The sequence below is a fragment of the Mesorhizobium sp. M7A.F.Ca.MR.148.00.0.0 genome (assembly GCF_003997735.1).
Classification (GTDB): domain Bacteria; phylum Pseudomonadota; class Alphaproteobacteria; order Rhizobiales; family Rhizobiaceae; genus Mesorhizobium.
In genome coordinates this window covers 36,348-62,621 of record NZ_RZTB01000005.1, presented here as the reverse complement: position 1 = coordinate 62,621, position 26,274 = coordinate 36,348, and the positions used below count along the sequence as shown (strand labels likewise).

Here is a 26,274-nt window from a genome sequence, read left to right as displayed (position 1 = left end):
GGTTCGTTACTGCACCCAGGCCATCACTGCACCCAGGATTGGGTGATCATCCAGTTGAACTGACGGTTGAACTTGAAATTGCCAAGACGTTTGCTGACAAAGTCAAGCCGCTTCGGCGTGAAGAGGCCGACGGCAGGTGCCTTGTCGGTGACCTGCCTGTCGATTTCAGCCCACATTTTGTCGGCGGCTTTCTGATCGGTGACGCCGAGGTCCAATGCCTTTTGCATCTTGGCGTCGATTTCCTTGTCGCAGAAGCCGGCGATGTTGATCGAGGCATCCGAACCTTCACGGAAGGAGGCGCAGCTGAACAGGATGTTCAGGAAGTCCGAAGCCGCAGGATAGTCCTTGTACCATTGGGTAACGGACATCTGCACCTTGTTGTTGGTGTTCTGAATGTAGGTGAACTGGATATTGGACGAGATCGGCTTGACGTCGGCGACATAGCCGATGCTGGTCAGAACGCTCTGCAGATAGACGCCGATGGACCGCGAAATGGCGGTGTCCTCGACGATGACCGTCACCTTCTGGCCCTTGGTGCCGGAGTCCTCGACGAGCTGCTTTGCCTTGTCGAGATCAGGAGCCGACCATTTGGCGCCCGGATTCTTGGTGAAGGGGCAATAGTCTTCATGGCCGGGGAAGTCCGGGGGCAGGACCTGACAGACCGGCGAGGCCAGCACCTTGCCGCCGAACAGCTTGACCAGCGTGTTGCGATCGATCGCATAGGCAACGGCCTGGCGGGCTTTTTCATTGTCGAAGGGTGCGAGACGGTTGTTCAGCGGCGCGTACCACCAAGCCGAAAGCGGTGAGATGTGCAGCTGGTCCATGGACTTGCTGCCCAGTTCGCCCAGGCGATCGCTGGGCAGAGCGTCGAACATCCAGTCCGCTTCGCCGTTCTGGATCGCGGTGACGGCTGCCTCTTCGGACAGGCCGAAATCATATTGGACGACATCCGGATAGCCGTCCGGCTGGGCTTCTTCGCTCCACTGCTTGAAATTGGGGTTGCGGGAAACCGTCATGCCCTTGTTCGGGTCGAAGGCGGAGATCATGTACGCGCCGGTGCTGGGAATGGGCTTGGAACCCATGTCTTCGGCGGGCGTGTCCGCCGGCAGGACCACGGCATGCGGCAATGCCAGCTTGTAGAGCAGCTCGGCATCCGGCTTGGTGATGTTGATGGTGATGGTGCCGGCCGCTTCGTCGCCGACAACGCCGCCTTCCAGCGTGCAGCTCTTGGTGTCGGCCAGGCATTTGTCCGCGCCGACGATGCCGGCATAGAACGTGCCGGAGGTGGGCCCGGAAACCTTGAAGATGCGCTGGAAGGAAGCGACGACGTCCTTCACGCCAAGATCGTGGCCGCTGGAGAACTTGATGCCCTTGCGCAGCTTGAAGGTGAAGGTCTTGCCGTCATTGCTGACCTGCGGCAACGCCTCGGCCAGATCGGGAACGATGGTGAAGCCGTCCATACCCTCGGCCTTGCGGAAGGCTACCAGGCCGTCATAGATCGGCTGGTACATCTGCCAGCCCTGGTCCGTGTAATTGATGTGCGGATCGAGCGTTCCGGCCGCGGAGCGGGCCAGCAGGCGGATGGTGCCGCCTCGGTGCTCCTTGAGATATTCGGCCTGTGCCGGGGCCAGCCATGTACCGGCCAGCAATGCCGCGGCTGTTGCCGCCAGAAGCAGTTTCTTCATGTCTTCATTCCCCTTTTCTTCAATTGTCGTTGTGGTCCAGGAAGTCTCCCACCACCCGCATGCACGCATCTTGCTCTTCGACATGCGGCATGTGGCTGGAATGCTCGAATATCTCCCAGCGAGACCCCTTGATGCCGTCCTTGTAGGGTTGCACGGTCGCGGGCGTGGCCTCGTCGTGACGTCCGGAGATGATCAGAGTGGGAACATCGATGGCCGGCAGACGGTCGACGATGCTCCAGTTCTTCAGCGTTCCGATGACGTGGAACTCGTTTGGCCCATTCATCAGATTATAGACGGCCGGATTGCGCACGACCTGGGCGAAACTTTCCGTGACTTCGGACGGGAAAGGCACGACCTGGCAGACATGCCGCTCGTAGAACACCATCGTCGCCGCCTGGTACGCCGCATCGTTTGTCGTGCCGGCTTGCTCGTGTCGGGTCAGTGTCTCCTGCACGTCCGCGGGTAGGTCCGCACGCAACCGGTTGGCCTCTTCGACCCACAGTTTCATGGAAGCCGGCGAGTTGGCGATGGTCAGCGACTTCAGGCCCTGCGGCCGCGTCACGGCATATTCGGCGCCCAGCATGCCGCCCCAGCTCTGGCCGAGCACGTGGAAGCCCGTCCGAATGCCGAGATGGTCGACCAGGTTTTCAAGCTCGTCGATGAACAGCCCAGGTGTCCAGAAATCGGCGCCTTTCTCAGGCAGCAAGGTGGAATTGCCGCAGCCCAACTGGTCGTAGTGGATGACGGCGCGATCCCTGCGCGCAAGAAGCTTGTAGGCATCGACATAGTTGTGAGCGACGCCCGGGCCGCCATGCAGGATCACCACAGGCGCCTTTTCGCCACCGAGTTCACCGGTGACCCGATACCAGGTCTCGTAGGCGCCGAAAGCGGCCCGTCCTTCCATGCCTATGATCTCAGATGACATCCCAGTTCCCAGTGCGGTTGAAGGCATCTTGTATTTGTCCGTGACGGCAGGCGCCCTAACTCATGTTGCGGGTGACCTGCACCCACTCTTCCAGCATCTGCACGCCAAATGCCGTGGCGCCTTGCCTGCCCAGAGGCCGATCGGTGTCGGTCAGTTCCTTGCTGGCGATGTCGAGATGCACCCAGGGGCGGTCTTCCGTGAAGTGACGCAGGAAGGCCGCCGCATAGGGAGCGTCGCCGTCTTCCATGTCCTTGGCATGATGCCTGAGGTCCGCGAACGGCGATTGCAGACCCTCATCATAGGCCCGGTCGAGCGGCAGCCGCCAGAACCGCTCGCCGACCGTTTCTCCGGCCGCGATCATCTGTGAAGCGATGGCATCGTCGGTGCTGAATAGGCCTGCGAATATCGACCCCAGGCCACGCGTCACCGAATAGGTCAGCGTCGCCAGATCGACGATCACAGAAGGGTTGAAGCGCGTGGCTGCATAGTAGAGGCAGTCGGCCAGAAGCAGGCGTCCCTCCGCATCCGTGTCGAACACTTCCACTGTCTGTCCCGAGGCCGTGGTGATGATGTCGCGCGGTTTGAGCGCGGTGCCCGATGGCATGTTCTCGGCGATGCCGAGAACACCGACAACGTGTACCGGGCTGCCTTGCCGGGCGAGCGCGATCAGCAGGCCGACCACAGCCGCCGCTCCGCCCATGTCGGCTTTCATGTCGAACATCTGCGCTCCGCCCTTGATGCAGAGGCCTCCCGAATCGAAGCAGACGCCTTTGCCGACGAAAGCGAGTGGTTGGGCGGGAGCACCCTTGCCGCGGTAGCGCAGGACAGCGACCCGTGGCGGACGCGCCGAGCCCGACCCAACGGCCAGGAGCGCGTTCATGCCGAGATCCTTCAGTTGCGCGGCATCAAGCATTTCGATGTCGATGCCGGCTTCACGCAGGGGCTCAAGATGATCGTGAAAATTGTCGGGATGGAGATGGTTTGGCGGCAGGTTGACCAGGGTGCGTGCATATTCCACGCCGTCGGCGATGGCATTGATCCGCGCCAGCGCCGCGGTTAGATCCGGGCCGCCGGCCCCGACCAGTTTCACCCGCAAGGTTCGATCCGCCCCCGCGCCTTGCCGCCGGTTGCGCATGTCGAAACGATAGCGGCGCAGCCGCATGCCAAGCGCGACACGGGCCAGGATTTCGGCGCCGGACAGGTCAACGCCGGCGATGGGGTCCAAAACCAGGGTAGCCGCGCATTCCCCCTTTCCCTCCAGATGCGCGGCAAGCAGACCGCCGGCGCGCGCCAATGACAGGGCGGTTACGGCTTCAGCTTTGCCCAAGGCCAGGACGACCACACGCTTGGTCGATACTGTTTGCGGGGCGATGAGATCGATGCAGGTGCCGGATTCGGCCAAGGCGGCCGGGTCGGAGCAAGCACGTGACACGATCCCGCTCATCTCAGCGTCCAGAGCCGCTGCCCGGGGACCAAAGCCTGGTTGGGCAGTTTGCAAAATCACGACGACGGAGGTTTCCGCGGAAATCTCCTCCGCAGCTTCGAAGACCGGCGCTGGCGATTGAGGCATAGGCTGGCGCTCTCTCCAATTGCGGCGATACCGAGCATAGCTTCGCTCTCCACCGGTGAGACTGGTCAAGCCGGTCTCAGCCGTCGATGGTATGGTGCCGGTGTTCCCAAACAGTCGCTTTCTTGAGACGACTTAATTGCTCTTGTCTTCTGGGTATCCCCTAACGGGGCAGGCGATCAAACGCGAATTCTGCCCATGTCGATTGACAAAAACTCAACTGACGATTCATGATCGTCCAATGGCCCTTCCCTCACTCAATGGCATGCGCGCTTTCGAGGCCGCCGCTCGCCTCGGCAGCGTCAAGGACGCGGCGGAAGAACTGCATCTGACACCCTCGGCTGTCAGCCGCCACATCCGCGCGCTTGAACGAAATCTTGGCCAGGACCTGTTCGAACGCGGTTTTCGCCAGATAACGCCAACCATCAGGGGCTCCTACTATGCGCGCAGCCTCTCGGAGGCGTTCGAAGCCATCTGGCGCGCCACCGATGACGTCAGCCTGTCCGAGGGGTCGCGCCACGGCAAGATCCAACGGGTCCGGGTCTTGTGCGTGCCCACCGTTCTGAACCTTTGGCTGGCGGACCGGTTGCCGAACTTTCGCCGGTTGCATCCGTCGGTGGATCTGGAGATCTCCACTTCAGGCAAGCGCGCCAACTTCGATTTGGCCATTGTCGACGAGTTCGTCTACAAGGCCGGCCCGGCTTTGACGCTGCTGATCCCGCTGCTTTTGACCCCGGTCTGTGCGCCTTCGCTTTTGGAGGGGCCTGTGCCGCTGCGATCGCCGGCCGATCTGGTCAATCATCACCTGATCCACGAATGCGAAACCATGAGATGGAAGCGTTGGCTGGAGCAGGAAGGCGTTCTGGAAACGACGCCGAAATCCAGCACAACACTGGATGATTGTACGCTCATCATGCGCGAAGCGATCAATGGCGCCGGAATAGCGCTTGCGGACACGATCATGGCGCAAGATTTTCTACAGCAAGGTAAACTGGTCGCGCCGTTCCATGTCCGTCACACCTATCCGGCCGGCATTTACCTGCATCAGCGTCGCAGCATCGGCAACAAACCAGGCACCGGCCTGTTTCAGGATTGGCTGCTCGCTGAAGTCGCGGACCACAAGCAGGTGATGGCCATCGCTTAGGGCCCCCTACTGAAGATGTCGGCAGCCACCGCTTCACATTGGAAGCCCAGCGTCGAACTTCGAATCATCCGTGCCAGGTTCAGCGATGACCCACCATCGCCTTGCATCGATAATCGCAGTTCTCATTGAATATCTTTAAGGCCAAAGCCGGCAAATAGGTTGCTTGTCGGTTCCCCTGCGGCAGGCTTAACCTGCACGCGGTCAACGCGTGAGGGCGCGTGCTGCAAAAGGGGAACATTGCCATGACGATACAGGGTGCTTCACCTGATCTGTACAACGAGGATCTGGCTCCGGCCAAAGTTCGAAACTGGGGACCATTCTCGATCTTCAACGTCTGGACGTCGGACGTCCACAGCCTTTGGGGCTACTATCTTGCCGCCAGCCTGTTTCTGTTCTGCGGCGGCTTCGTCAACTTCATCATCGCCATCGGTATCGGCTCGCTGATCATCTATGTGCTGATGAACATGGTCGGCTATGCCGGCGTCAAGACCGGCGTGCCCTACCCCGTGCTTGCCCGCGCCTCTTTCGGCATCTGGGGTGCCAACATACCGGCACTGGTGCGCGCCATCGTCGCCTGCTTCTGGTACGGCGCGCAGACGGCCGCCGCCTCGGGCGCGATCGTGGCGCTGCTGATCCGCACGCAATGGTTCGCCGATTTCAACGCCAGCACGCATTTCCTCGGCCATACCGGCCTGGAGGTGATCTGCTTCGTGGTCATCTGGGGGCTGCAACTGCTGATCATCCAGAACGGCATGGAAACGGTGCGCCGCTTCCAGGACTGGGCCGGCCCCGCGGTTTGGGTGATGATGCTGGTCCTGGCGATCTATCTCTGCGTGAAATCCGGGAGATTTGCCTTCACCAGCGATATCCCGATGGACGTGCTGCTGGACAAGACGAAGGACGCGGGCGTGCCCGGCACGCCGGGATCGTGGACCTCGCTGTTTGCGGTGGCGGCGATCTGGGTCACCTATTTCTCGGCGCTCTATCTCAACTTCTGCGATTTCGCCCGTTACGCGCCGGACAAGGCATCGCTGCGCAAGGGCAACATCTGGGGCCTGCCGATCAACCTGATCCTGTTCTCGCTGGTCGCCGGCGTCACCACCATTGCCGCCTTTGATGTCTATGGCGAAGTGCTGCTGCATCCCGACCAGATCTCGGCGAAATTCGACAGCTGGTTCCTGGCAGCGCTCGCAGCCCTGACCTTTGCCGTGGCAACCCTCGGCATCAACGTGGTGGCAAACTTCGTCTCGCCGGCCTTCGACTTCTCCAACGTCTTCCCCAGGCAGATCGACTTCAAGAAGGGCGGCTATATCGCGGCTGTGATTGCCCTGCTGCTTTACCCCTTCGCGCCGTGGGAAGGCAGTGCCGCTTCCTTCGTCAACATCATCGGCGCGACAATGGGGCCGATCTTCGGCGTGATGATGGTCGACTACTACCTGATCCGGAAGGGCGAGGTCGACGTCGAGGCGCTTTATCGCGAGGACGGCGAGTTCCGTTTCCAGGGCGGCTGGCACGTCAACGCCTTCATCGCCGCCGGCATCGGCGCCATCTTCTCGTCCATCCTGCCCAACTTCACCAACTGGCTGCCGTCCTGGTGGGGCGTCTATGGCTGGTTCTTCGGCGTAGCGATCGCCGGCATCATCTACTACGTGCTGCGCACCGCCGCTTTGGGCGCCGGCGCCAGGACCGCGAAAGCCTGACGAGCCACCAAGGGGCGGCGCAAAGCCGCCCCCAACTACCCGATCATCTCGGCCAATTTGCGCACCGTGTTCCAGTTGCGCGACGTGCCGATGCCAATGCGCTTGTGGTTCATTGCCGCAAGCAGCCGCGAGCTTGGTCTCTCTCGCGAAAAGACGACCCAGATGTCGCCGTCGAGCGAAGTCATTTTCTCGTCCTCGGCGGCATAGGCCTGCAGTGCCGTCACGGCCTGCTCGGGCGCAGGCTTACGCATCACCCGTACGGCCACCTGATCGCCTGCTTTAGCCGAATCGGCCGGGAACGGATTGCCGGCGGCAAGCTTCAGCCAGTCCTCGGCACCGCGCACGATGATATCGACATGGCGGCCGAAGGTTTTTTCAAAGGCAGCCTCCAACCACTGTTCGAGGTCGGCGATATCAGTTGCCGGTGCCTCGAAGACCAGATTGCCCGTCGCCACCAGCGTGCGCGGGTTGTTCAGCCCGAGTTCTTCGGCCATGGCCTTGAGGTCGGCCATGACGACCCGTCGCCCCTCGGCCAGGATAATGCTGTAAAGCAGTGCGACATAGGTCTGCATTGCGCCCGACCTGATCGCTACACCAGCCGGCTCTGCTCCACGGCCGCCTCGATGAAACTGGCGAACAGCGGATGCGGCTCGAGCGGCCGGCTTTTCAGTTCCGGGTGATACTGCACGCCGATGAACCACGGATGGTCTGGGTACTCGACCGTCTCCGGCAACACGCCGTCGGGCGACATGCCGGCAAACACCAGGCCGCAATCCTCAAGCCGCTCCTTATAGTCGACATTGACCTCGTAGCGGTGGCGATGGCGCTCGAAAATCTGTGTGTCGCCGTAAATCTCGGCGATCTTGGAGCCCTTGGCGAGCTCGGCCTGATAGGCGCCGAGCCGCATCGTGCCGCCGAGATCGCCGGTTTCGCGGCGCTTCTCCAGCATGTTGCCTTTCAGCCATTCGGTCATCAGGCCGACCACCGGTTCCTCGGTCGGACCAAACTCGGTCGAAGACGCATGTTCGACGCCGGCCAGCGACCGCGCCGCCTCGATGCAGGCCATCTGCATGCCGAAGCAGATGCCGAAATACGGCACCTTGCGCTCACGCGCGAACTTCGCCGCCAGGATCTTGCCTTCCGAGCCGCGCTCGCCAAAACCGCCGGGAACCAGGATGCCATGCACCTTTTCCAGCCAGGGCGTCGGATCCTCTTTTTCGAAGATCTCCGATTCGATCCAGTCGAGCTTGACCTTGACGTGGTTGGCAAGGCCGCCATGCGAGAGCGCCTCGATCAGAGATTTGTAGGCGTCCTTGAGGCCGGTATACTTGCCGACCACAGCGATGGTGACCTCGCCTTCCGGATTGTGGATGCGGTTGGATACCGCCTGCCACGGCTCCATGCGCGGCTTCGGCGCCGGATCGATGCCGAAGGCGGCCAGCACTTCCGAATCGAGCCCTTCCTTGTGATAGGCCATCGGCACATCGTAGATATGCGGCACGTCGAGCGCCTGGATCACGGCACTTTCGCGCACATTGCAAAACAGCGACAGTTTCCTGCGCTCTTCCTTGGGAATGGCGCGGTCGGCACGGACCAGCAGGATATCGGGCGCAATGCCGATGCCGCGCAGCTCCTTGACCGAATGCTGAGTCGGCTTGGTCTTCAGCTCGCCTGCCGTCGGGATGTAGGGCATCAGCGTCAGATGGACGTAGACGGCGTTGTTGCGCGGCAGGTCGTTGCCGAGCTGGCGAATAGCTTCCAGGAATGGCATCGCCTCGATGTCGCCGACCGTGCCGCCGATCTCGCACAACACGAAATCATAGTCGTCATTGCCGTTGAGAACGAAATTCTTGATCTCATCGGTGACGTGCGGGATGACCTGCACGGTTGCGCCGAGATAGTCGCCGCGCCGCTCGCGCTCGATGATGTTCTTGTAGATGCGGCCGGTGGTGATGTTGTCCTGCTGGTTGGCGGAGCGGCCTGTGAAGCGCTCGTAATGGCCAAGATCGAGATCGGTTTCCGCGCCATCGTCGGTGACGAAGACTTCGCCATGCTGATACGGCGACATCGTGCCGGGATCGACATTCAGGTAGGGATCGAGTTTTTTGATGCGTGCGCGATAGCCTCGCGCCTGCAGGAGAGCCCCAAGGGCCGCTGCGGCAATGCCTTTTCCAAGTGAGGAAACCACGCCGCCTGTGATGAATACATATCGCGCCATGGGAGTCATCGCTTAACGCGGCCGGATTGATTCCGCCAGAGAAAAAACCGCCGCGAAGCTTTTTTCCCAAGAAGGCGCTTGGATCGTGAACAAGGCAAAACAAAAGGGCCGGCTGAGCCGGCCCTTTCGGCAGGATGACGAAAACGTCAGATGATGACGACCTTGGTGCCAACCCTGACGCGGCTGTAAAGGTCCATGACGTGCTCGTTGATCATGCGGAAGCAACCATTCGAGGCGCTGGTTCCGATCGACTGCGGCGCAATGGTGCCGTGGATGCGCAGATGCGTGTCCTTTTTGCCGTCATAGAGATAGATGGCGCGCGCGCCGAGCGGATTCTGGCCACCGCCGGGCATACCGTCCTTATACTGGCCGTAATGCTTCGGCTCGCGCTTCTGCATGTCCAGCGTCGGGATCCAGCGCGGCCATTCCTGCTTGTCACCGACTGCAACCGTACCCTTGAACTGCAGGCCGTCGCGGCCGACCGCGATGGCGTAGCGGCGCGCGGTGGAGGACGATTCGACGAGGTAGAGGCGGCGCGCGCTGGTGTCGATAACGATGGTACCGGCAGCGTAACCGCTGAATTCCACGTCCTGCGGCACGAATTCCGGCTTCACCTTGAACTGCTTCTTGGCTTCCCTCTTGGCGAGAGCCTGGTCGAGAGCCCGTGTCTCGGGAAGATATGAAATCGACGAAGAGGAAGAGCTACCGCCGAAGAGACCGGCGAACAAACCGCCGCTGCTCGGCTGCTTCTGGCCGATGACCTCGCTGCGCAACTCGCCATTGTTGCCGGTCAGGGCGATGTTCATCGCCTCTGCCGGAAGCGGCTCGGCCGACTGGATCGGCGCGATCGGTTCGATTGGTTCGATGATCTTGGCAACCAGCTTCTTGGCTGGCTTGGCATCGGCCACCTGGGTTGCCTGCGCGCTCTTGCCCTTCTTGGCCAGGAACGCCTGCCGTTCAGCGTCGGCCTTGGCCTTGGCCGCCTCGCGCATCGCCAGTTTCCTGGCTTCGAGCGCCTTGGCTTTGGCGGCTTCCTTGTCGGCAACGATCTTGGCCTCGATCTTCTTGATCTGGGCGAGGTCGTCGGGCGTCGGGTTTTTCTTCTTCTTGAGAAGCTTCAATTGCGACGCATCGCTCTTGACGGCGACGTTGATGGCAGAAGTTGTTTCAGCCGAAGGCTGAGCGGCCATATTTGCCGGCACGCCGGCGGAGGCTGGGGAACTCATGCCGAGTGCGGCGCAAAGTCCCAGGAAAATGAAGCTGCGAAGCTGCATGGCGAAGATCCGATCGTTCTATGCTTGTTGCCCACGGCGTCGCCCAGCGCCCCCCAAGGGCGCCGGAAATGCCGCGCGCAATCTATAGTCGAATAAGCGCGGCTGCCTCAAGCGCGAGGCCCCGCCTCACCCCGTCGAATCTTCGTGATCTTGCTGCATTTGCCGCGACTGTGTTCAAACGACCACAGATCGCGGTTTCAAGCGTGGAAGACTATTGGTTCGGGACCTGCGGGGTCGCCGGTGCGGCGGGAGCCGTGCCGTTGGTCGCCGGCGGCGTCGAACCGGCGGCAGGCGCCGTGGCCGGGGCAGTCGCCGGAGCCGCAGCGTCGTTGCCGGAAGGCGGCGTCGGCGTGGTGCTGCCGGCGGGCGCCGGGGTGGTCGTGCCGGGCAACTGGTTGAGCACGCCTTTGCCCGCACCATCCGACGTCGCCGGCACGCGGTCGAGGATGTCGATCGGCTTCTCGCCGTAGCGGGCGACGATCGACAGTGTCAGTGACGTGGCGAAGAAGGCGGCCGCCAGGATCGCCGTCGCACGCGTCAGGGCATTGGCAGCACCACGCGCGGTCATGAAGCCGGATCCGCCACCGATGCCGAGGCCGCCGCCTTCGGAACGCTGCAGCAGCACCACGCCGACAAGGGCGAGTACGACCATGAGATGGATGACGATCAGTACGGTTTCCATAGTTTATCCTGGCAAGGCCTTGCCCGGCCGCGGACACGACCGGTGAATTGGAGGCGGCTCAATACAATGCTTTGACGGCATTTCCAAGCCCGTGGCCGGAATATGGGAAGCAACCCGTCCTTTGCAACGATTTCGTGCACCGGAAGCCCTGTCCGGCGGAGCGAATGTCTTCAGGCAATATTGCGATAAGCCTCGGCGATGCCGAGAAAATCCGCCGCTTTCAGGCTGGCGCCGCCGACCAGCGCGCCGTCGACATTCCTGACGCCGAGCAGTTCGACCGCGTTGGAGGGCTTGACCGAGCCGCCGTAGAGAATGCGCATCTTCGCCGCGACGCCGCCGAGCTTTTCCGACAGCTTTTCGCGGATATGTGCATGTGCTGCGGCCACATCGCCGGCCGTCGGCGTCAGGCCGGTGCCGATCGCCCATACCGGCTCATAGGCAATGATGGTGTTGGATGGGGTGGCGCTTGACGGGACCGAACCATCGACCTGCCGCGACAGCACGTCCAGCGTGGCGCCCGCTTCACGCTGTTCATGCGTTTCGCCGACGCAAATGATGGCAACAAGCCCGGCACGCCATGCGGCGGATGCCTTGGCCTGGACAGTGGCGTCATCCTCGCCGCGTTGCTCGCGGCATTCGGAATGGCCGACGATGACATGGCTCGCACCGGCATCCCTGAGCATTTCCGCCGATATGCAGCCGGTGTAGGCGCCGCTCTCCTTGGCATGGCAATCCTCACCGCCGGCATGCACCGGCGTGCGTGACAGGATCTCCGCGGCGTGAGCAAGCAGGGTTGCGGGAACGCAAACCAGCGCTTCGGTCTCCGCGTCAAGTCCGCTCATGAAACCGTTGCCGATCATCCGGAGCTCGTTGAGGGAGGCGCTGGTGCCGTTCATTTTCCAGTTGCCGGCGACGAGCGGGCGAATTCCTGGCGTCATGGGTTTGCTTCTCCGGATGATATCGGGGCTCTGGCCCTCACTACCAAAATCAGGCCACAAAGCAATCGACAGTGGGCCGGAAGGGCGCTATTGCGCTTGTTTCAGACTCGGCGCATGCGAAAATGCGCATAAATCGGAAGTAAAAATGCTTGGTATATTGAGAAACGCGGCAGGCACCTGGGTCGCGAAGGGACTGTTGGTGCTGCTGGTGCTCAGCTTTTTGGTCTGGGGCGTTTCCGGACAGCTGATGAGCGGTCTTGCCGGCCACGATTCGGTGATAACCGCCGGCGGCACCAGAGTATCGATCAACGAATACCGTCTCGCCTACGATCGCCAGCTCGCCGTCATGTCGCAACAGTTCGGCCAACGTCTCAGCCACGAACAGGCAAAGGCGCTCGGCGTCGACAACCAGGTGTTGGCTCAGCTCGTCTCTGGTGCCGTTCTCGACGAACAGGCCCGCAAGCTGGGCCTCGGACTTTCCAAGGATCGGCTGGCCGAGTTGACACGCGAGGACCCAGCCTTCAAGGGCCCGGGCGGCCAGTTCGACCGCAGAACGTTCGAATATATGCTGCAGCAGATCGGCATGCGGCCCGAGGACTATTTGAAGAACCGTGCCCAGGTGGCCGTGCGCCAGCAAATTGTCGAGGCGGTCTCGGATGGCCTCAAGGCTCCGGACACTTTCTTCAAGGCGGTTGCGCTCTATCGCGGCGAAGACCGCACCATCGACTATTTGACGCTGCCCAAGGCACTGGTCGAGCCGATCGCGGCGCCGTCCGATAGCGTGCTCTCGGCCTATTTCGAAGCCAACAAGAAGACATATGCGGCACCCGAATACCGCAAATTTTCCTATGTCCGCCTCGAACCCGTCGACATCATGGATACGACCGCCGTCACCGACAGCCAGGTCAGCGACGACTACAACAAGAACAAGGCGCGTTACACCACGCCGGAACTGCGCACCGTCGAGCAGCTCGTGTTCAAGACGCCGGATGCGGCCAAGGCCGCACTCGATTCGCTTAAGGCCGGCGCCACTTTCGACAAGCTTGTCACGGCGGAAGGCAAGATGCCGGCCGATACGTTGCTCGGCACGCTTGCCAAGGACAAGATCGCCGACAAGGCGGTCGCCGACGCGGCCTTTTCGCTCAACGCCAATGAAGTCAGTCAGGTCGTGCAAGGCGCCTTCGGTCCGGTGCTGCTGCGCGTCACCGAGATCAAGCCCGAGGTGGTGAAGCCACTGGCCGAGGTGTCCGATCAGATCCGCAAGGATCTGGCGCTGGGCGAGGCAAGTCGCATCCTTCTGGACGTGCGCGACAATTACGATGACACCCGCGCCGCCGGCAGTTCGCTGGCGGAGGCCGCGGCCAAGCTGAAGCTGAAGGTCGTCACCATCGACGCCATCGATCGTAGTGGACTGCGGCCAGATGCAACCATCGTCAAGGACCTGCCGCAATCGCCGGAGCTGATCAAAGCCGTCTTCGACGCCGAACCCAACACGGAAAACGATGCCTTGACCACAGCCGACAACGGCTTCGTCTTCTATGAGGTGGCGTCCATCACGCCGGCTCGCGACCGCACGCTGGATGAGGTTCGTCAGAAAGTCGTCGCCGACTGGACGGCGGCGGAAATAAGCAAGCGGCTGGCCGCCAAGGCTGACGAACTGGAAAAGCGGCTCAAGGCCGGCGCAACGCTCGATGTCATCGCCAGCGAACTGAAGCTCGAAAAGCAGACCAAGCGCGGTGTCAAGCGTGAGGCTGACGATGTCGACTTCGGTAAGGAGGGTGCGGCAGCGATGTTCGGTGTCGGCGAAGGCGGCACCGGCCTGATCCCCTCACCCACCGGAGACGGGCAGATCCTGTACAAGGTCGCCGAAGTGTTCGAGCCCGCCGGAGCCGATGCCAGTTCGGTGCCGGACGACGCGCAGAAATCCTTCACCTCCGGCATGTCGGATGACCTGCTCGACCAGTTGGTGGCGCAGTTGCAGACGCAGTACGACGTTCGCATCGACCAGGCCGCCGTCGCCCAAGCCTCGACAAGATGAGCGCGCTGAAAACCCATATCGCCAAGATCGCGACCGGTAGCGCGCTTTCCTTCGAGGAAGCGCGCGAGGCCTTCGACATCATCATGTCGGGTGACGCAACCCCCGGCCAGATCGGCGGTTTCCTGATGGCGCTGCGTGTGCGCGGCGAGACGGTGAGCGAGATTTCAGGCGCCGTCGCAACCATGCGGGGCAAGATGCTGCACGTCGACGCGCCCACCGACGCCATCGACATCGTCGGCACCGGCGGCGACAATTCTCACAGCGTCAACATTTCGACGGCATCGGCCTTCGTCGTTGCCGGCAGCGGCGTGCCGGTTGCCAAACACGGCAATCGCGGCCTTTCATCGCTGACGGGGGCAGCCGACGTGCTGGTTGCGCTCGGCGTCAAGATCGACATCTCGCCCGAATTCATCGGCCGCTGCATCCACGAGGCAGGCGTTGGCTTCATGTTCGCGCCTGCGCACCATCCGGCGATGAAGCATGTCGGCCCGACTCGCGTCGAACTCGGCACCCGCACCATATTCAACCTGCTCGGGCCGCTCTCCAATCCGGCCGGCGTCAAGCGGCAGCTGGTCGGTGTGTTCCTGCCGGAATGGATCCTGCCGGTTGCCGAGACGCTGAAGGCGCTGGGTGCCGAGCATGTCTGGGTTGCCCATGGCGACGGCTATGACGAGATCACCACCACCGGCGAGACGCAGGTTGCCGAAGTGATCGGCGGCGAGATCCGCAGCTTCACCCTGACGCCTGAAGCGGTTGGGTTGCCGCGCCACAGCAAGGACGAATTGCGTGGCGGCGATGCGGACTACAACGCCAAGGCCTTGCGCGATATGCTGGGCGGCGCCGCCGGCGCCTATCGCGACACCGTGCTGATGAACGCCGGTGCCGGACTGGTTGTGGCCGGCAAGGCGACGACGCTTGGCGACGGCATCGCGGCGGCGGCGCAAGCCATCGATAGCGGCCGTGCCCTGCAAGTGCTCGACAGGCTGGTCGAGATTTCGAGCGGATAACGGATAGAGCGTGTCTGACATTCTTCGCAAGATCGAGGCCTACAAGCGCGACGAGATCGCGGCAGCAAAGGCACGCGTGCCGTTGGCCGAAATCAAGGCCCGGGCAAAAGACGCCGACGCACCGCGCGGCTTTCTTGCCGCACTGGAAGCGAAGCGCAAATCCGGCGCCTTCGCGCTAATCGCCGAGATCAAGAAGGCGAGCCCTTCCAAGGGTCTGATCCGTGCCGATTTCGATCCACCGGCGCTGGCGCAGGCCTATGCCAAGGGTGGTGCTGCCTGTCTTTCGGTGCTGACCGATGCACCGTCCTTCCAGGGTGCGCCCGAATTTCTCACCCGGGCGCGAGCCGCCGTCGCGCTGCCGGCGCTGCGCAAGGATTTCCTGTTCGATCCGTATCAGGTCTACGAAGCCCGCGCCTGGGGCGCGGATGCCATCCTGATCATCATGGCCAGTGTCGACGACGTCCTGGCCAGCGAGCTCGAGGCGACGGCCTTCGAACTCGGCATGGATGCACTGGTCGAAGTGCACGACGAGACCGAGACGCAGCGCGCGCTAAAACTGTCGTCGCGGCTGATCGGCATCAACAACCGCAATCTGCGCACATTCGAGACCAGCCTCGACACTTCCATGCGGCTGGCGACGATGGTTCCGGCCGACCGCTTGCTGGTCAGCGAGAGCGGTATTTTCTCGCATGACGACTGCCTCAGGCTGCAAAAGAGCGACATCGGCACTTTTCTTGTCGGCGAGAGCCTGATGCGGCAACAGGACGTCACCGCGGCGACGCGCCTGCTTCTGACAGGCAAGGCTTTGGCCGAGGCCATCTGACGATGGTATCGGGCCTTACCCATCTCGGCGCGCAGGGCGAGGCCAACATGGTCGACGTCGGCGACAAGGACGAAACAACGCGCACGGCGATCGCCGAAGGCTTTGTCGCGATGCAGCCCGAGACGCTGAAGATGATCCTCGCCGGCAACGCCAAGAAGGGCGATGTGCTCGGCACTGCGCGCATCGCCGGTATCATGGCGGCGAAGAAGACGCATGAACTGATCCCGCTCTGCCACCCGCTGCTTTTGACCAAGGTTTCCGTCGACATCGAGCCCGACCATGCTTTGCCGGGCCTGAAGGTCACCGCACTGGCGCGCGTCACCGGCAAGACGGGTGTCGAGATGGAAGCGCTGACGGCTGCCTCGGTCGCCTGCCTGACCATCTACGACATGGCCAAAGCAGTAGACCGCGCCATGGTCATCACCGGCATCCGCCTAGTCGAAAAGACCGGTGGCAAGTCGGGTGACTACAAGGCGAGCGCCTGATGGCGCTGGTTCCTATCGCGGAGGCGCTTGAACGCCTGCTTGATGGCGCGGCGCCTCTAGCCGGCGAAAGCGTTCCCCTGTTCGAGGCTGTGGATCGTGTTCTGGCGGAACCGGTCGTAGCACTTCGCACCCAGCCGCCTTTCAATGCTTCCGCCATGGACGGCTATGCAGCGCGCGCCGCCGACGTCACGTCGGTCCCATCCAGGCTGTCGGTGATCGGCATGGCGCCGGCTGGGCGTGGCTTCGACGGCACGGTCGGCCAGACGCAGGCCGTGCGCATCTTCACCGGCGCGCCGCTGCCCGAAGGCGCCGACACCATCGTCATCCAGGAGAATGTCCGCGATCTCGGCGGCGGCGAAATCGAAGTGACCGAGCCAACGGCGCAATGGCGCAATATCCGCCGCATCGGGCTCGATTTTTCAACAGGCGACATGCTGCTGGAAAAAGGCCGCTTGCTCGACCCGGCGGCACTGTCGCTGGCAGCATCGGCCAACCATCCTCGGGTCAGCGTGGTGAAACGGCCGCTGGTCGCCATTATCGCCACCGGCGACGAATTGCTGCCGCCGGGCAGTGATCTCGGCCCGGACCAGATCATCTCATCGAATGCCTATGGCGTCGCCGCCACCGCACACTCGGTCGGCGCCCGCGCGCTCGATCTCGGCATTGCCGCCGATCGCAAGGAGGCTATCGCCGAACTGGTGCAAAAAGCGGTCGCGGCCGGTGCGGATGTCATCGTGACGCTTGGTGGCGCCTCGGTCGGCGATCACGACCTGATCCACGACGTGCTGACCGGCGAAGGCATGACGCTCGGCTTCTGGAAGATCGCCATGCGTCCTGGCAAGCCGCTGATGTTCGGCCGCCTCGGCGATATCAGGTGCATCGGCCTGCCCGGCAATCCGGTGGCAAGCCTGGTCTGCTCGCAATTGTTCCTGAAGCCGCTGCTGGCGCGGCTCGGCGGCCGCAATCATCGCCAGGACATTCGTCCGGCGCGGTTGGGTGCCGCCATGCCGGCCAATGATCTGCGCCAGGACTATGTGCGGGCGGTGGTCCGGGAAGATGACGGAGCTCTGGTGGCAACCCCGTTCGGCATCCAGGATTCGTCGATGCTGAGAATGCTGGCCGACGCCAACGGGCTGATCGTGCGGGCGCCGTTTGCCCCCGCAGCGGCTGCGGGCGAGGCCTGCAGCGTGTTGATGCTGCGTTGAAGCATAGCAAGACAAACCATTAATAACAAATTGGAAAATGATCTCGGCGCTAGCCCGATATCAAGGCGCGGCTCAGTGGGTGGGCCGGATCGGCAAGGCCGTCGACAATGCTGAAATGATGCCGGTCGGGCTCGACCACGGTGCTGGTTGCAGCACCGAGGCCCGTCCAGATGTTGGCAAGCAAGGCGTTCTGACGCAGGAACTCGGCGCGCTCGCCACCACCGGCCCAACAGGTGATGCGGACACCATCCATGGGCCGCAACAGTGCCGGGCTTTCCGCCAACGCCTCGGCCTCGTCGATGGCCAGAGTCGCGTTCATCTCGGTGCGCATGATCGGACGCAGATCGTGGACACCCGAAATCGAAACGACATGGCGCACGCGCCGCGCCACATCGTCCGCCAGAGGCGTGGTTGTCGTCACCATCCGGCTGGCAAGATGGCCGCCGGCCGAATGTCCGGTCAGCATCAGCGGCCCGTCGACCATTGCCGCCGCCTTGCCGATCGCCACGCCGATCTCCTGGACGATGCCGGCGATGCGTAAGTCCGGGCACAGCGTGTAGGACGGCATCGCCACGGCAAAGCCGCTGCTGACCGCACCATTGGCGAGATGCGACCAGAAACTCTTGTCGAACGCCTTCCAGTAACCGCCATGGATGAACACCACCAACCCTTTGGGCGTGGCGCTGGGGAGGAAGAGATCGAGCCGATTGCGTCGCCCATCGCCATAGGTGATGTCGAGCCGTGCCCGGCCCTGCGCCGAGAGTGCGTCACGAAACGCTTGCGCAGGCTCCACCCACGCGGCCGGCCATCGGTCGCTGCCGGCGATATTCGCACCGTTGGCATAGGCATCATCCCAATCGACGATGTGACGTTCGAACATCTGTGCCCTCCCCAAAAACGGCATCGCTGTTCCGCTAGCAATGGCCACCGCCACGCCATGCGTCAATGCTCTAGGGCAAAAACATTTTAGGCTTGAAACAAATTTCGACTGGTGCGATCCTGCCCGCACGAACAGCCGACAATGGGAGGTCTGCTGTGCTGCCCGAACCTGCAGATGTTCACCCTTTCTGGGCGCATCTCAGCAGGTGCGATGGGCAGTACGAAGCCTCCTCAGAGCAGGACCTTAGGATCCACGACATCCGGCCAAGGCGCATCGCGCACTGGCCAGGCAGCAGACGGGAGAGCGGCGACATGCTTGGGCCTTCAGCGCATATCGACACGTTCACGCGCGATCACCTGCCGCCGCCGGAGCAATGGCCTGAAATCCTGCTCGACGGCTTCGACTATCCCGAACGCCTCAACGCCGGTGTCGAACTGACCGACAGGCTGGTCGAGAAAGGCCTGGGCGACCACACCGCGCTGATCGGCAATGGCCGCCGCCGCACCTACAAGGAACTGTCCGACTGGACGAACAGGCTGGCCCACGCGCTGGTCGAGAATTATGGGGTCGAGCCCGGCAACCGGGTGCTGATCCGTTCGGCCAACAACCCCGCAATGGTCGCCTGCTGGCTGGCCGCCACCAAGGTTGGCGCCGTGGTCGTCAACACCATGCCGATGCTGCGCGCCGGCGAACTCGCCAAGATCGTCGACAAAGCGGAAATCACCGTCGCGCTCTGCGACACCAGGCTGATGGACGAGATGACCGCCTGCGCCAAGGACAGCGCATTCCTCAAGCAGGTCATCGGTTTCGACGGCACCGCCAACCATGATGCTGAACTCGATCGTGCCGCTCTCGACAAGCCGGTGACGTTCACCGCAGTCGACACCGGCCGCGACGATGTTGCCCTGCTCGGCTTCACCTCGGGCACAACAGGCGTTCCGAAGGCGACGATGCATTTCCACCGCGACCTGCTGATCATCGCCGACGCCTACGCCCGCGAAATCCTGGAGGTGACGCCGGACGACATCTTCGTCGGCTCGCCGCCGCTGGCCTTCACCTTCGGCCTTGGCGGACTCGCCATCTTCCCGCTGCGCTTCGGTGCGGCGGCGACGCTGCTGGAGCAGGCGACGCCACCCAACATGATCCACATCATCGAGACCTACAAAGCGACGATCTCTTTCACCGCGCCGACTGCCTACCGCGCCATGCTGAAGGCCATGGATGAAGGAGCGGACCTGTCATCGCTGCGCGTCGCCGTTTCGGCCGGCGAAACCTTGCCTGCTCCCGTTTTCGAAGAGTGGACACAAAAGACCGGAAAGCCGATCCTCGACGGCATCGGAGCCACCGAGATGCTGCACATCTTCATCTCCAACCGTTTTGACGACATGAAGCCCGCGTCGACCGGAAAGCCGGTGGGCGGCTACGAGGCGCGCGTCGTCGATGACGAGATGCGCGAGGTGCCACGCGGCGCGACCGGCAGGCTTGCGGTGCGCGGACCGACCGGCTGCCGCTACATGGCCGATGACAGGCAGAAGGAATACGTGCGCGACGGCTGGAACCTCACCGGCGATACCTTCACGCAGGACGAGGACGGCTTTTTCCATTTCGCCGCACGCTCCGACGACATGATCGTCAGCGCCGGCTACAACATCGCCGGTCCCGAGGTCGAGGCGGCGCTGCTGGCGCACCCGGACGTCGCCGAATGCGCTGTCATTGGCGCCGAGGACGCCGAGCGCGGCCAGATCGTCGAGGCGCATGTCGTGCTGGTGCAGGGCGTCGCGCCCGACGCCCTCACCACCAAGCGCCTGCAGGACCATGTCAAGGCAATGATCGCGCCCTATAAATATCCGCGATCGGTAAAATTCATCGCCGCCCTGCCCAAGACCCAGACCGGCAAGATCCAGCGCTTCCGGCTGCGCACGGAGAAAATCGATTGAGCGAGCCATACGATCCGGCGTCCGAAGGCGCCCAGATGTCGTTCAAGGAGCGCATGTCCTACAGCGACTACCTGCACCTGGAGAAAGTGCTGGAGGCCCAGACGCCGCTGTCATCGGCGCATGACGAGATGCTGTTCATCATCCAGCATCAGACCTCCGAACTCTGGATGAAGCTCGCTCTGCACGAGATCGGCGCCGCGATCCGTTCCATCCGCGCCGACCGGCTCGAGCCGAGCTTCAAGATGCTGTCGCGCGTTGCGCGGATCTTCGAGCAGCTGAACAGTGCCTGGGATGTGCTGCGGACGATGACGCCGAGCGAATACACCGAGTTCCGCGACGCGCTGGGCCAGTCCTCGGGTTTTCAGTCCTGGCAGTATCGCGCCATCGAGTTCATGGCCGGCAACCGAAACTTGGCAATGCTCGGGCCGCACAAGCACCGGCCCGACCTGAGCGGAAAGCTGGAAGCGATCCTGACCGAACCATCGCTCTACGACGAAGCGCTGCTGCTGCTTGCGCGCAACGGATTCGACATCGGTGCCGATGCCAGGCGCACGGACTGGCGTGAGACGCGAACCGAGAACGAAGAGGTGCTGGTCGCCTGGCAGACGATCTATCGCGATCCGCAGCGCTACTGGATGTTCTACGAACTGGCAGAGAAGCTGGTCGACTTCGAGGATTATTTCCGCCGCTGGCGCTTCAACCACGTCACCACGGTTGAGCGCATCATCGGTCTGAAACGCGGCACCGGCGGCACGTCGGGTGCTTCGTATCTGAAGAAGATGCTCGAGGTGGTGCTGTTCCCGGAGCTGTGGACGGTCCGCACCCGGCTCTGACATCGTCGAAATGAAAACAGCGACGCGCGGCGGCGGAACACCCTTCGCGAACAACCGGGGACTGACTGACCATGAGTGGATTTCCTGATCTCGCCGCAGTCGAAGCGATGGATGCCACAGATCCGCTGCGGGCCATGCGCGACCGTTTCATTCTGCCGGAGGGGGTGATCTATCTCGACGGCAATTCACTGGGGGCAGCGTCTCATGCCGTTTTCGGCGAGCTGCAGCAGGCGGCAACCCAGGAATGGGCCCAGGATCTCATCCGAGCCTGGAATACGGCCGGATGGTTCGAGATGCCGATCGAACTCGGCGATCAACTCGGGCGCCTGATTGGAGCCGCGGCCGGCCAGACCGTCGTCTGCGACACGACGTCGACCAACATCTACAAGGTGCTGCATGCGGCGCTGGAGATGCGGCCGGGCCGGTCGGTCATCGTCGCCGAGGGTGACAGTTTCCCCACCGACCTGTACATCGCCGAAGGGGTGGCCTCGACACGGGACGGCGTCCTGCTGCGCCTCGCGGGCGTCGACGCGCCCACCATCGAAGAGCTGATCGACGAAAACGTCGCGGTGGTGCTGGTCAACCACGTCAACTACAAATCGGGTGAACTGCGCGACATGGCGGCGCTGACGCGCAAGGCTCATGCGGCCGGAGCGCTGATCGTCTGGGATCTATGCCACACCGCCGGCGCCCTGCCCGTCGAGCTCGATCACGCAAATGCCGATTTCGCCATCGGCTGCACTTACAAGTACCTCAACGGCGGTCCGGGCGCACCGGCCTTCATCTATGCCGCGCAGCGCCATCACGGCGATATCAGCCAGCCGCTCAGCGGCTGGTGGGGCCATGCGCGGCCCTTTGCCTTCGAACGGGGGTATGTTGCCGGCACCGGTATCCGCCGCTTTCTGTGCGGCACCCAGCCTGTCCTGTCGATGCGGGCGCTCAAAGGCGCGCTTGTTATCTGGAACGACGTCGACATGGCGGCATTGCGAAAAAAGAGCGTCGCGCTGACGGAACTGTTCATCCAGCTCGTCGAAGCAAAGTGCGGCGCCTATGGCCTCACGCTGGAGACCACCCGCGACGCGACCAGGCGCGGCAGCCAGGTGTCGTTCCTTCACGATCACGGCTATCAAATCATGCGGGCGCTGATCGAGCGCGGCGTCATCGGTGATTTTCGCGCGCCATCGACCATCCGTTTCGGCTTCACGCCGCTCTATGTCGGCTACAAGGATGTGTGGCTGGCGGTTCAAGTGCTAGAAGACATTCTGCGCACGGGCGCATGGAAGGACCAGCGTTTCGCCGTCAAGGAAGCCGTTACCTGACGCAACGATCTCCGCGATTTGCCGTCGCCGCCCTCACTGCCCGGCAGATGACGGAGGGCTGAATTCCAGCCACAAATGCCAACAGACGTTGGCGTTTTGGCTCCGTTTCGTTCACGGCAAACGAACGTCCCGAAGATTGATAGCGTCCCTTGTGGCGGTCGATCGGCAGATGATGCCAAGCCTTGGGTCGAGGATGAGCCACAGGTCATTAACCATAATGGTTTCAATGTGAGCAGGCGCATTGCCGTGGTTGGCGCCTGTCGATCGCGACCCGCTGGCAAGCCGAAATAATTTCAGCAGCCTTAACAAATTCATTAAACTTTAAACGGTTGCAGAACACAACTGGAACAGATAGTGTTTGTTCTGGGTTTGTTTTTCGATTCTGGTTTCAGGTAATCTGGGGGCCGCCATGCTGACACGCAAGCAACATGAACTGCTGATGTTCATCCATGAACGCCTGAAGGAGAGCGGCATTCCGCCATCCTTCGACGAGATGAAGGAGGCGCTCGACCTTGCCTCCAAATCCGGGATTCATCGGCTGATCACCGCACTTGAGGAGCGCGGCTTTATTCGCCGGTTGCCCAACCGGGCACGCGCGCTGGAAGTGCTGCGATTGCCGGACTCGATCGCGCCCGGCCTCAACGCGGCAAAGAAGTTTTCGCCAAGCGTCATCCAGGGCAGTCTCGGTCAGGGTGGTGCTCTTGGCCGGCAGATCAAGCCGGCGCCTTCGCGGATGCCCTCGCCCGGCAATGATGACGATGCGGTCTCCGCCGTGTCGATACCGGTGATGGGCCGTATCGCCGCCGGTGTGCCGATCGATGCCATCCAGCATCAGACGCATTCGATCTCGGTGCCGCCGGACATGATCATGGGCGGCGCCCACTATGCGCTGGAGGTCAAGGGCGACTCGATGATCGAGGCCGGTATCTTCGACGGCGACACCGTCATCATCCGCAATGCCGACACGGCGAACCCCGGCGAGATCATCGTGGCGCTGGTCGATCAAGAGGAAGCGACGCTGAAGCGGTTCCGCCGCAAGGGCGCTTCGATTGCTCTCGAAGCCGCCAATCCGGCCTATGAAACCCGTATTTTCGGCCCAGACAGGGTCAAGGTGCAAGGCAAGCTCGTCGGCCTCATCCGCCGCTACTGAGGCGGCTGCGGGTTGGCCGCTGGCTTCTCGGGTTTCTTGAAGGGTGCCAGCCCCCTCGCCTCACGAGAGTATTTGCGTTGCGTGTGCCAGGGCCGATATGGGCTGTTCACCGCGAAGCTGATTGTCGCCGGCGTGGTCGCCGATTGGCGATCGAAGAAGACCGCGGCACTGCCTTTGCGAGCCAGTTGCCGCTTGGTGATGACGAGAACCAGCGGATTGTGACAGGCGTCATAGGCGGTGGCGTCATTGATGACGATCAGCTCGGCGAAGCCGCAGGCTTTCCAGGTGTCCTTGCGGTCCTCGACATAGGCAATGATCGCACCGGACATATGCCTGGCCACGCAAACGCCTGAGGAGCAATAGAACGGCGATCCCGGCGGTAGCTCAACGGCGTCCGCGACGTCGAATTGCCCATCGCTCTTGTCGAACACCTCTGGCACGACGATGGTTTCTGATGTCAGGGCGCGTTTCCAGTTGTCGACGGTGAATTCGTTCGGCCGTTCCCGGCTGACGGCAAGCTCGCCGCCACCGATCGGCAACGCCACCAGCCGGGCGTCTTCCGAGATCAGCACATCCGGCGTGCGCGTATCCGAGACGGTCAGCAAGCCTGCCAGCGCGAATGGCAGAGCAGCGAGCCGCAGCCAAGTTGTCGCCATCGTCGCGATGACCAGGGCAATTGTCACCAGCAGGACAGATTGCTGCGAAATCAGCCCAACCCCATCGACAGGCGAACGTTCGGAGATCCAACCCGATATGGCGATCATCACCGTCAGACCCTTGCCCATCAGGTAGAGGGCCGGCCAATCCAATCCGAAAGGCATCAGCAGCGCGCTTGCGACAGCCAGGAACATGACGACGGTGACGATCGGCATAACCGCCAGATTGGCGAACAGGCTGAGCGGCGACACACGCTGAAAATGCCAGATGGCAAACAGCGTCGTGGCGCTGCCGGCGATGATGGAGGTCATGGCAAGGCCGGTTGCCGCGAGCACGAACTTTCGCGTCAGGAAACCGGGCATGGATCGCTTTGGGGGCGGCGGTCTTGCTTTTCCCGCGCGGTGATCGGCCCAGCCGGCATAGGCGCCGACCAGAGCCGCGGTCGCGGCGAACGACATCTGAAAACTCGGGCCGACCACCTCATGCGGCGACACCACGATGACGGCGATCGCCGAGATCGCCAGATTGCGCATGGTGAGTGCTGCTCGATCGAACAGCACGGCAATCAGCATCACCGCCAGCATGATGAAGCTGCGCTCGGCGGCAACGACGACTCCAGAGATGATGAGATAGGCCGCGATCGAGAACAGTGCGGCGACGGCGGCATACTTCTTGACCGGGCGACGCGCGGAAAAGTCGGGAAACAACGCGAAGGCGCCGCGCAGCAAGCCCATGATGGTGCCTGCGACCAGCGCCATGTGCAGTCCCGAAATCGAGATGATGTGGTAGATGCCGGTACGTCGCATCGCCTCATTGATGTCATCGGGAATGCCGGCGCGCACGCCGACGATCAGCGCCGCGGCGATCTCGCCTTCGGCGCCGCCGACGCTCGCCCTGATATGGTCGGCGATGGCCTCGCGGGCATTTTCCACGCTAGAGGAAATTCGGGCCGGCAGCGGCATGTCGCCACCATCGCTGACGACAAGCTTTGGGTTGCCGAGAAAGAACCCGCTGCCGCCGATGCCGGCAAAATAGCTGTCGAAGGAGAAATCATAGCTGTCCGGCCGCACCGGCCCAGTCGGCGGCAAAAGCTTGGCATATCCAGTGATGAGGGAGCCTGCGGTCACGTCAGCCGGGATCTTGCGTGCCGAAAGCCGCACCCGTTCCGGCGCATAGCGCAGTTTCGGTCTTGCGGTCGATGTCACGTCGATGGTCAGCCGGATACGGCCAGTTTCCATCCGGTCGAGCGAGACGACGCGGCCGGTCACCTGCGTCGAGATTTCCGAGCCCAACATTTGTGTGCCCGCACGCCACGTCTCGACCTTGGCAGCAAGCAGTCCTAGGGCGCACAAAAGCGCCGCCATGAAACACAGATGGGTCTTTGGCCATGAGCGCGAGACCAGCGCACAGATCCCCGTCAAGATGACAACCGCGACAGGTCTCGCAAAGTCGGGTTCAGCCGTCAGCGAAAAATAGCCGATCGCTCCGATCGCCAGGCAGACCGGCACCAGCAGGAAGGCCACGCCCCGGTCGAGTTCCAGGCTCGCCGCCGTGTTCACGCTGTGACGCAGGCGAGGCAGTGATGTCAGGCTGATTTGCCGGCGCACGCGAACGATCCTGCCGGTTTCGGCAACAGGAACAGAGGCGGCGACATCCGCTTGCAAGGGCGCCTTGCCGGGATCCGGCACAAGGGGCGATGGCGGCGGCAATGGGGCTGGCCGAGGCGCAAACAGGGACCGTTCGCTGACGCCGATGGCAGCGTCCTCGCCCTGATCCGAGCCCCAGCCTCGTCCAGCCATCGGGTCTG

Annotated in this window: 21 protein-coding genes; 11 read left to right on the top strand and 10 right to left on the bottom strand. The window is 62.6% G+C overall.

Features of this window, described 5'->3' with window-relative positions:
• Window positions 1-23 precede the first annotated feature (23 nt).
• Genes EOB49_RS03300 through EOB49_RS03290 form a run of 3 tightly spaced genes read right to left on the bottom strand, consistent with a single transcriptional unit; the run spans window position 24 to window position 4,180 of the window.
• Window positions 24-1,685, bottom strand: coding sequence for an ABC transporter substrate-binding protein (locus tag EOB49_RS03300; protein ID WP_127380134.1), 1,662 nt, complete (start codon window positions 1,683-1,685; stop codon window positions 24-26).
• Between the two features lie 19 nt (window positions 1,686-1,704).
• Window positions 1,705-2,610, bottom strand: a complete 906-nt coding sequence (locus EOB49_RS03295; protein WP_127380133.1) for a proline iminopeptidase-family hydrolase — start codon at window positions 2,608-2,610, stop codon at window positions 1,705-1,707.
• 55 nt (window positions 2,611-2,665) lie between these two features.
• A complete protein-coding gene (locus EOB49_RS03290) occupies window positions 2,666-4,180 on the bottom strand; it encodes a leucyl aminopeptidase (RefSeq protein WP_127380132.1) in 1,515 nt (504 codons plus the stop codon).
• Between the two features lie 238 nt (window positions 4,181-4,418).
• Here EOB49_RS03290 and EOB49_RS03285 point away from each other — a divergent pair, with 238 nt between their 5' ends.
• Together EOB49_RS03285 and EOB49_RS03280 are read left to right on the top strand one after the other, a co-directional pair.
• A complete protein-coding gene (locus EOB49_RS03285; RefSeq protein ID WP_127327372.1) occupies window positions 4,419-5,321 on the top strand; it encodes a LysR family transcriptional regulator in 903 nt (300 codons plus the stop codon).
• Window positions 5,322-5,563: 242 nt separating this feature from the next.
• Window positions 5,564-7,021, top strand: coding sequence for an NCS1 family nucleobase:cation symporter-1 (locus tag EOB49_RS03280; RefSeq protein WP_127380131.1), 1,458 nt, complete (start codon window positions 5,564-5,566; stop codon window positions 7,019-7,021).
• Between the two features lie 35 nt (window positions 7,022-7,056).
• On the opposite strand, the gene EOB49_RS03275 is transcribed toward EOB49_RS03280, so the two are convergent.
• The 5 genes from EOB49_RS03275 to tpiA form a co-directional block, all read right to left on the bottom strand.
• The gene (locus tag EOB49_RS03275; RefSeq protein ID WP_127380130.1) at window positions 7,057-7,593 is read right to left on the bottom strand and encodes a DUF1697 domain-containing protein; all 537 of its coding nucleotides are present in this window, start codon (window positions 7,591-7,593) and stop codon (window positions 7,057-7,059) included.
• A gap of 17 nt (window positions 7,594-7,610) precedes the next feature.
• Window positions 7,611-9,239 carry a CTP synthase gene (locus EOB49_RS03270; RefSeq protein WP_164781575.1) on the bottom strand — a complete coding sequence of 543 codons (1,629 nt, stop codon included), beginning with the start codon at window positions 9,237-9,239 and terminating at the stop codon, window positions 7,611-7,613.
• Window positions 9,240-9,385: 146 nt separating this feature from the next.
• A complete protein-coding gene (locus EOB49_RS03265) occupies window positions 9,386-10,513 on the bottom strand; it encodes a L,D-transpeptidase (RefSeq protein ID WP_127327369.1) in 1,128 nt (375 codons plus the stop codon).
• A gap of 211 nt (window positions 10,514-10,724) precedes the next feature.
• A complete protein-coding gene (gene secG, locus EOB49_RS03260) occupies window positions 10,725-11,195 on the bottom strand; it encodes a preprotein translocase subunit SecG (protein WP_127268768.1) in 471 nt (156 codons plus the stop codon).
• A gap of 170 nt (window positions 11,196-11,365) precedes the next feature.
• Window positions 11,366-12,133 carry a triose-phosphate isomerase gene (tpiA, locus tag EOB49_RS03255; protein ID WP_127380128.1) on the bottom strand — a complete coding sequence of 256 codons (768 nt, stop codon included), beginning with the start codon at window positions 12,131-12,133 and terminating at the stop codon, window positions 11,366-11,368.
• 145 nt (window positions 12,134-12,278) lie between these two features.
• Here tpiA and EOB49_RS03250 point away from each other — a divergent pair, with 145 nt between their 5' ends.
• From EOB49_RS03250 to glp, 5 genes are read left to right on the top strand one after another with little or no spacing between them, the layout of a single operon-like run.
• Window positions 12,279-14,171 carry a SurA N-terminal domain-containing protein gene (locus EOB49_RS03250; protein WP_127380127.1) on the top strand — a complete coding sequence of 631 codons (1,893 nt, stop codon included), beginning with the start codon at window positions 12,279-12,281 and terminating at the stop codon, window positions 14,169-14,171.
• Window positions 14,168-15,178: an anthranilate phosphoribosyltransferase gene (trpD, locus tag EOB49_RS03245; RefSeq protein WP_127380126.1), complete on the top strand. Its 1,011-nt coding sequence runs from the start codon at window positions 14,168-14,170 to the stop codon at window positions 15,176-15,178. Before EOB49_RS03250 ends, trpD begins: the two co-directional genes overlap by 4 nt.
• Before the next feature lie 10 nt (window positions 15,179-15,188).
• Complete coding sequence (gene trpC, locus EOB49_RS03240) at window positions 15,189-16,001, top strand: indole-3-glycerol phosphate synthase TrpC (RefSeq protein ID WP_127380125.1); 813 nt, start codon at window positions 15,189-15,191, stop codon at window positions 15,999-16,001.
• 2 nt (window positions 16,002-16,003) lie between these two features.
• Window positions 16,004-16,486, top strand: a complete 483-nt coding sequence (gene moaC / locus EOB49_RS03235; RefSeq protein ID WP_127271357.1) for a cyclic pyranopterin monophosphate synthase MoaC — start codon at window positions 16,004-16,006, stop codon at window positions 16,484-16,486.
• Window positions 16,486-17,691, top strand: a complete 1,206-nt coding sequence (gene glp / locus EOB49_RS03230) for a gephyrin-like molybdotransferase Glp (RefSeq protein WP_127272192.1) — start codon at window positions 16,486-16,488, stop codon at window positions 17,689-17,691. The genes moaC and glp overlap by 1 nt, the downstream gene beginning before the upstream one ends.
• A gap of 49 nt (window positions 17,692-17,740) precedes the next feature.
• Here glp and EOB49_RS03225 read toward each other — a convergent pair whose 3' ends face one another.
• A complete protein-coding gene (locus EOB49_RS03225; RefSeq protein ID WP_127322492.1) occupies window positions 17,741-18,571 on the bottom strand; it encodes an alpha/beta hydrolase in 831 nt (276 codons plus the stop codon).
• A 311-nt stretch (window positions 18,572-18,882) separates the two neighbouring features.
• Between EOB49_RS03225 and EOB49_RS03220 the strand changes: the two genes are divergently transcribed.
• The 4 genes from EOB49_RS03220 to lexA all read left to right on the top strand — a co-directional run bounded on the left by EOB49_RS03220 (window position 18,883) and on the right by lexA (window position 23,810).
• Window positions 18,883-20,508, top strand: coding sequence for an AMP-binding protein (locus tag EOB49_RS03220; protein WP_127380124.1), 1,626 nt, complete (start codon window positions 18,883-18,885; stop codon window positions 20,506-20,508).
• A complete protein-coding gene (gene kynA / locus EOB49_RS03215; protein ID WP_127380123.1) occupies window positions 20,505-21,341 on the top strand; it encodes a tryptophan 2,3-dioxygenase in 837 nt (278 codons plus the stop codon). Before EOB49_RS03220 ends, kynA begins: the two co-directional genes overlap by 4 nt.
• 71 nt (window positions 21,342-21,412) lie before the next feature.
• The gene (kynU, locus tag EOB49_RS03210; RefSeq protein ID WP_127380122.1) at window positions 21,413-22,660 is read left to right on the top strand and encodes a kynureninase; all 1,248 of its coding nucleotides are present in this window, start codon (window positions 21,413-21,415) and stop codon (window positions 22,658-22,660) included.
• Window positions 22,661-23,069: 409 nt separating this feature from the next.
• On the top strand, window positions 23,070-23,810 hold the full coding sequence (gene lexA, locus EOB49_RS03205; RefSeq protein ID WP_127327360.1) for a transcriptional repressor LexA: 741 nt from the start codon (window positions 23,070-23,072) through the stop codon (window positions 23,808-23,810).
• On the opposite strand, the gene EOB49_RS03200 is transcribed toward lexA, so the two are convergent.
• A complete protein-coding gene (locus EOB49_RS03200) occupies window positions 23,804-26,266 on the bottom strand; it encodes a ComEC/Rec2 family competence protein (protein ID WP_127380121.1) in 2,463 nt (820 codons plus the stop codon). The two genes, lexA and EOB49_RS03200, sit on opposite strands and share 7 nt — an antisense overlap.
• Window positions 26,267-26,274 lie beyond the last annotated feature (8 nt).

Coding starts and splice junctions, on each gene's coding strand:
- EOB49_RS03300 (WP_127380134.1), bottom strand. CDS start 1,685: ATGAAGAAACTGCTTCTGGCGGCAACAGCCGCGGCATTGCTGGCCGGT.
- EOB49_RS03295 (WP_127380133.1), bottom strand. CDS start 2,610: ATGTCATCTGAGATCATAGGCATGGAAGGACGGGCCGCTTTCGGCGCC.
- EOB49_RS03290 (WP_127380132.1), bottom strand. CDS start 4,180: ATGCCTCAATCGCCAGCGCCGGTCTTCGAAGCTGCGGAGGAGATTTCC.
- EOB49_RS03285 (WP_127327372.1), top strand. CDS start 4,419: ATGGCCCTTCCCTCACTCAATGGCATGCGCGCTTTCGAGGCCGCCGCT.
- EOB49_RS03280 (WP_127380131.1), top strand. CDS start 5,564: ATGACGATACAGGGTGCTTCACCTGATCTGTACAACGAGGATCTGGCT.
- EOB49_RS03275 (WP_127380130.1), bottom strand. CDS start 7,593: ATGCAGACCTATGTCGCACTGCTTTACAGCATTATCCTGGCCGAGGGG.
- EOB49_RS03270 (WP_164781575.1), bottom strand. CDS start 9,239: ATGGCGCGATATGTATTCATCACAGGCGGCGTGGTTTCCTCACTTGGA.
- EOB49_RS03265 (WP_127327369.1), bottom strand. CDS start 10,513: ATGCAGCTTCGCAGCTTCATTTTCCTGGGACTTTGCGCCGCACTCGGC.
- secG (WP_127268768.1), bottom strand. CDS start 11,195: ATGGAAACCGTACTGATCGTCATCCATCTCATGGTCGTACTCGCCCTT.
- tpiA (WP_127380128.1), bottom strand. CDS start 12,133: ATGACGCCAGGAATTCGCCCGCTCGTCGCCGGCAACTGGAAAATGAAC.
- EOB49_RS03250 (WP_127380127.1), top strand. CDS start 12,279: ATGCTTGGTATATTGAGAAACGCGGCAGGCACCTGGGTCGCGAAGGGA.
- trpD (WP_127380126.1), top strand. CDS start 14,168: ATGAGCGCGCTGAAAACCCATATCGCCAAGATCGCGACCGGTAGCGCG.
- moaC (WP_127271357.1), top strand. CDS start 16,004: ATGGTATCGGGCCTTACCCATCTCGGCGCGCAGGGCGAGGCCAACATG.
- glp (WP_127272192.1), top strand. CDS start 16,486: ATGGCGCTGGTTCCTATCGCGGAGGCGCTTGAACGCCTGCTTGATGGC.
- EOB49_RS03225 (WP_127322492.1), bottom strand. CDS start 18,571: ATGTTCGAACGTCACATCGTCGATTGGGATGATGCCTATGCCAACGGT.
- EOB49_RS03220 (WP_127380124.1), top strand. CDS start 18,883: ATGCTTGGGCCTTCAGCGCATATCGACACGTTCACGCGCGATCACCTG.
- kynU (WP_127380122.1), top strand. CDS start 21,413: ATGAGTGGATTTCCTGATCTCGCCGCAGTCGAAGCGATGGATGCCACA.
- lexA (WP_127327360.1), top strand. CDS start 23,070: ATGCTGACACGCAAGCAACATGAACTGCTGATGTTCATCCATGAACGC.
- EOB49_RS03200 (WP_127380121.1), bottom strand. CDS start 26,266: ATGGCTGGACGAGGCTGGGGCTCGGATCAGGGCGAGGACGCTGCCATC.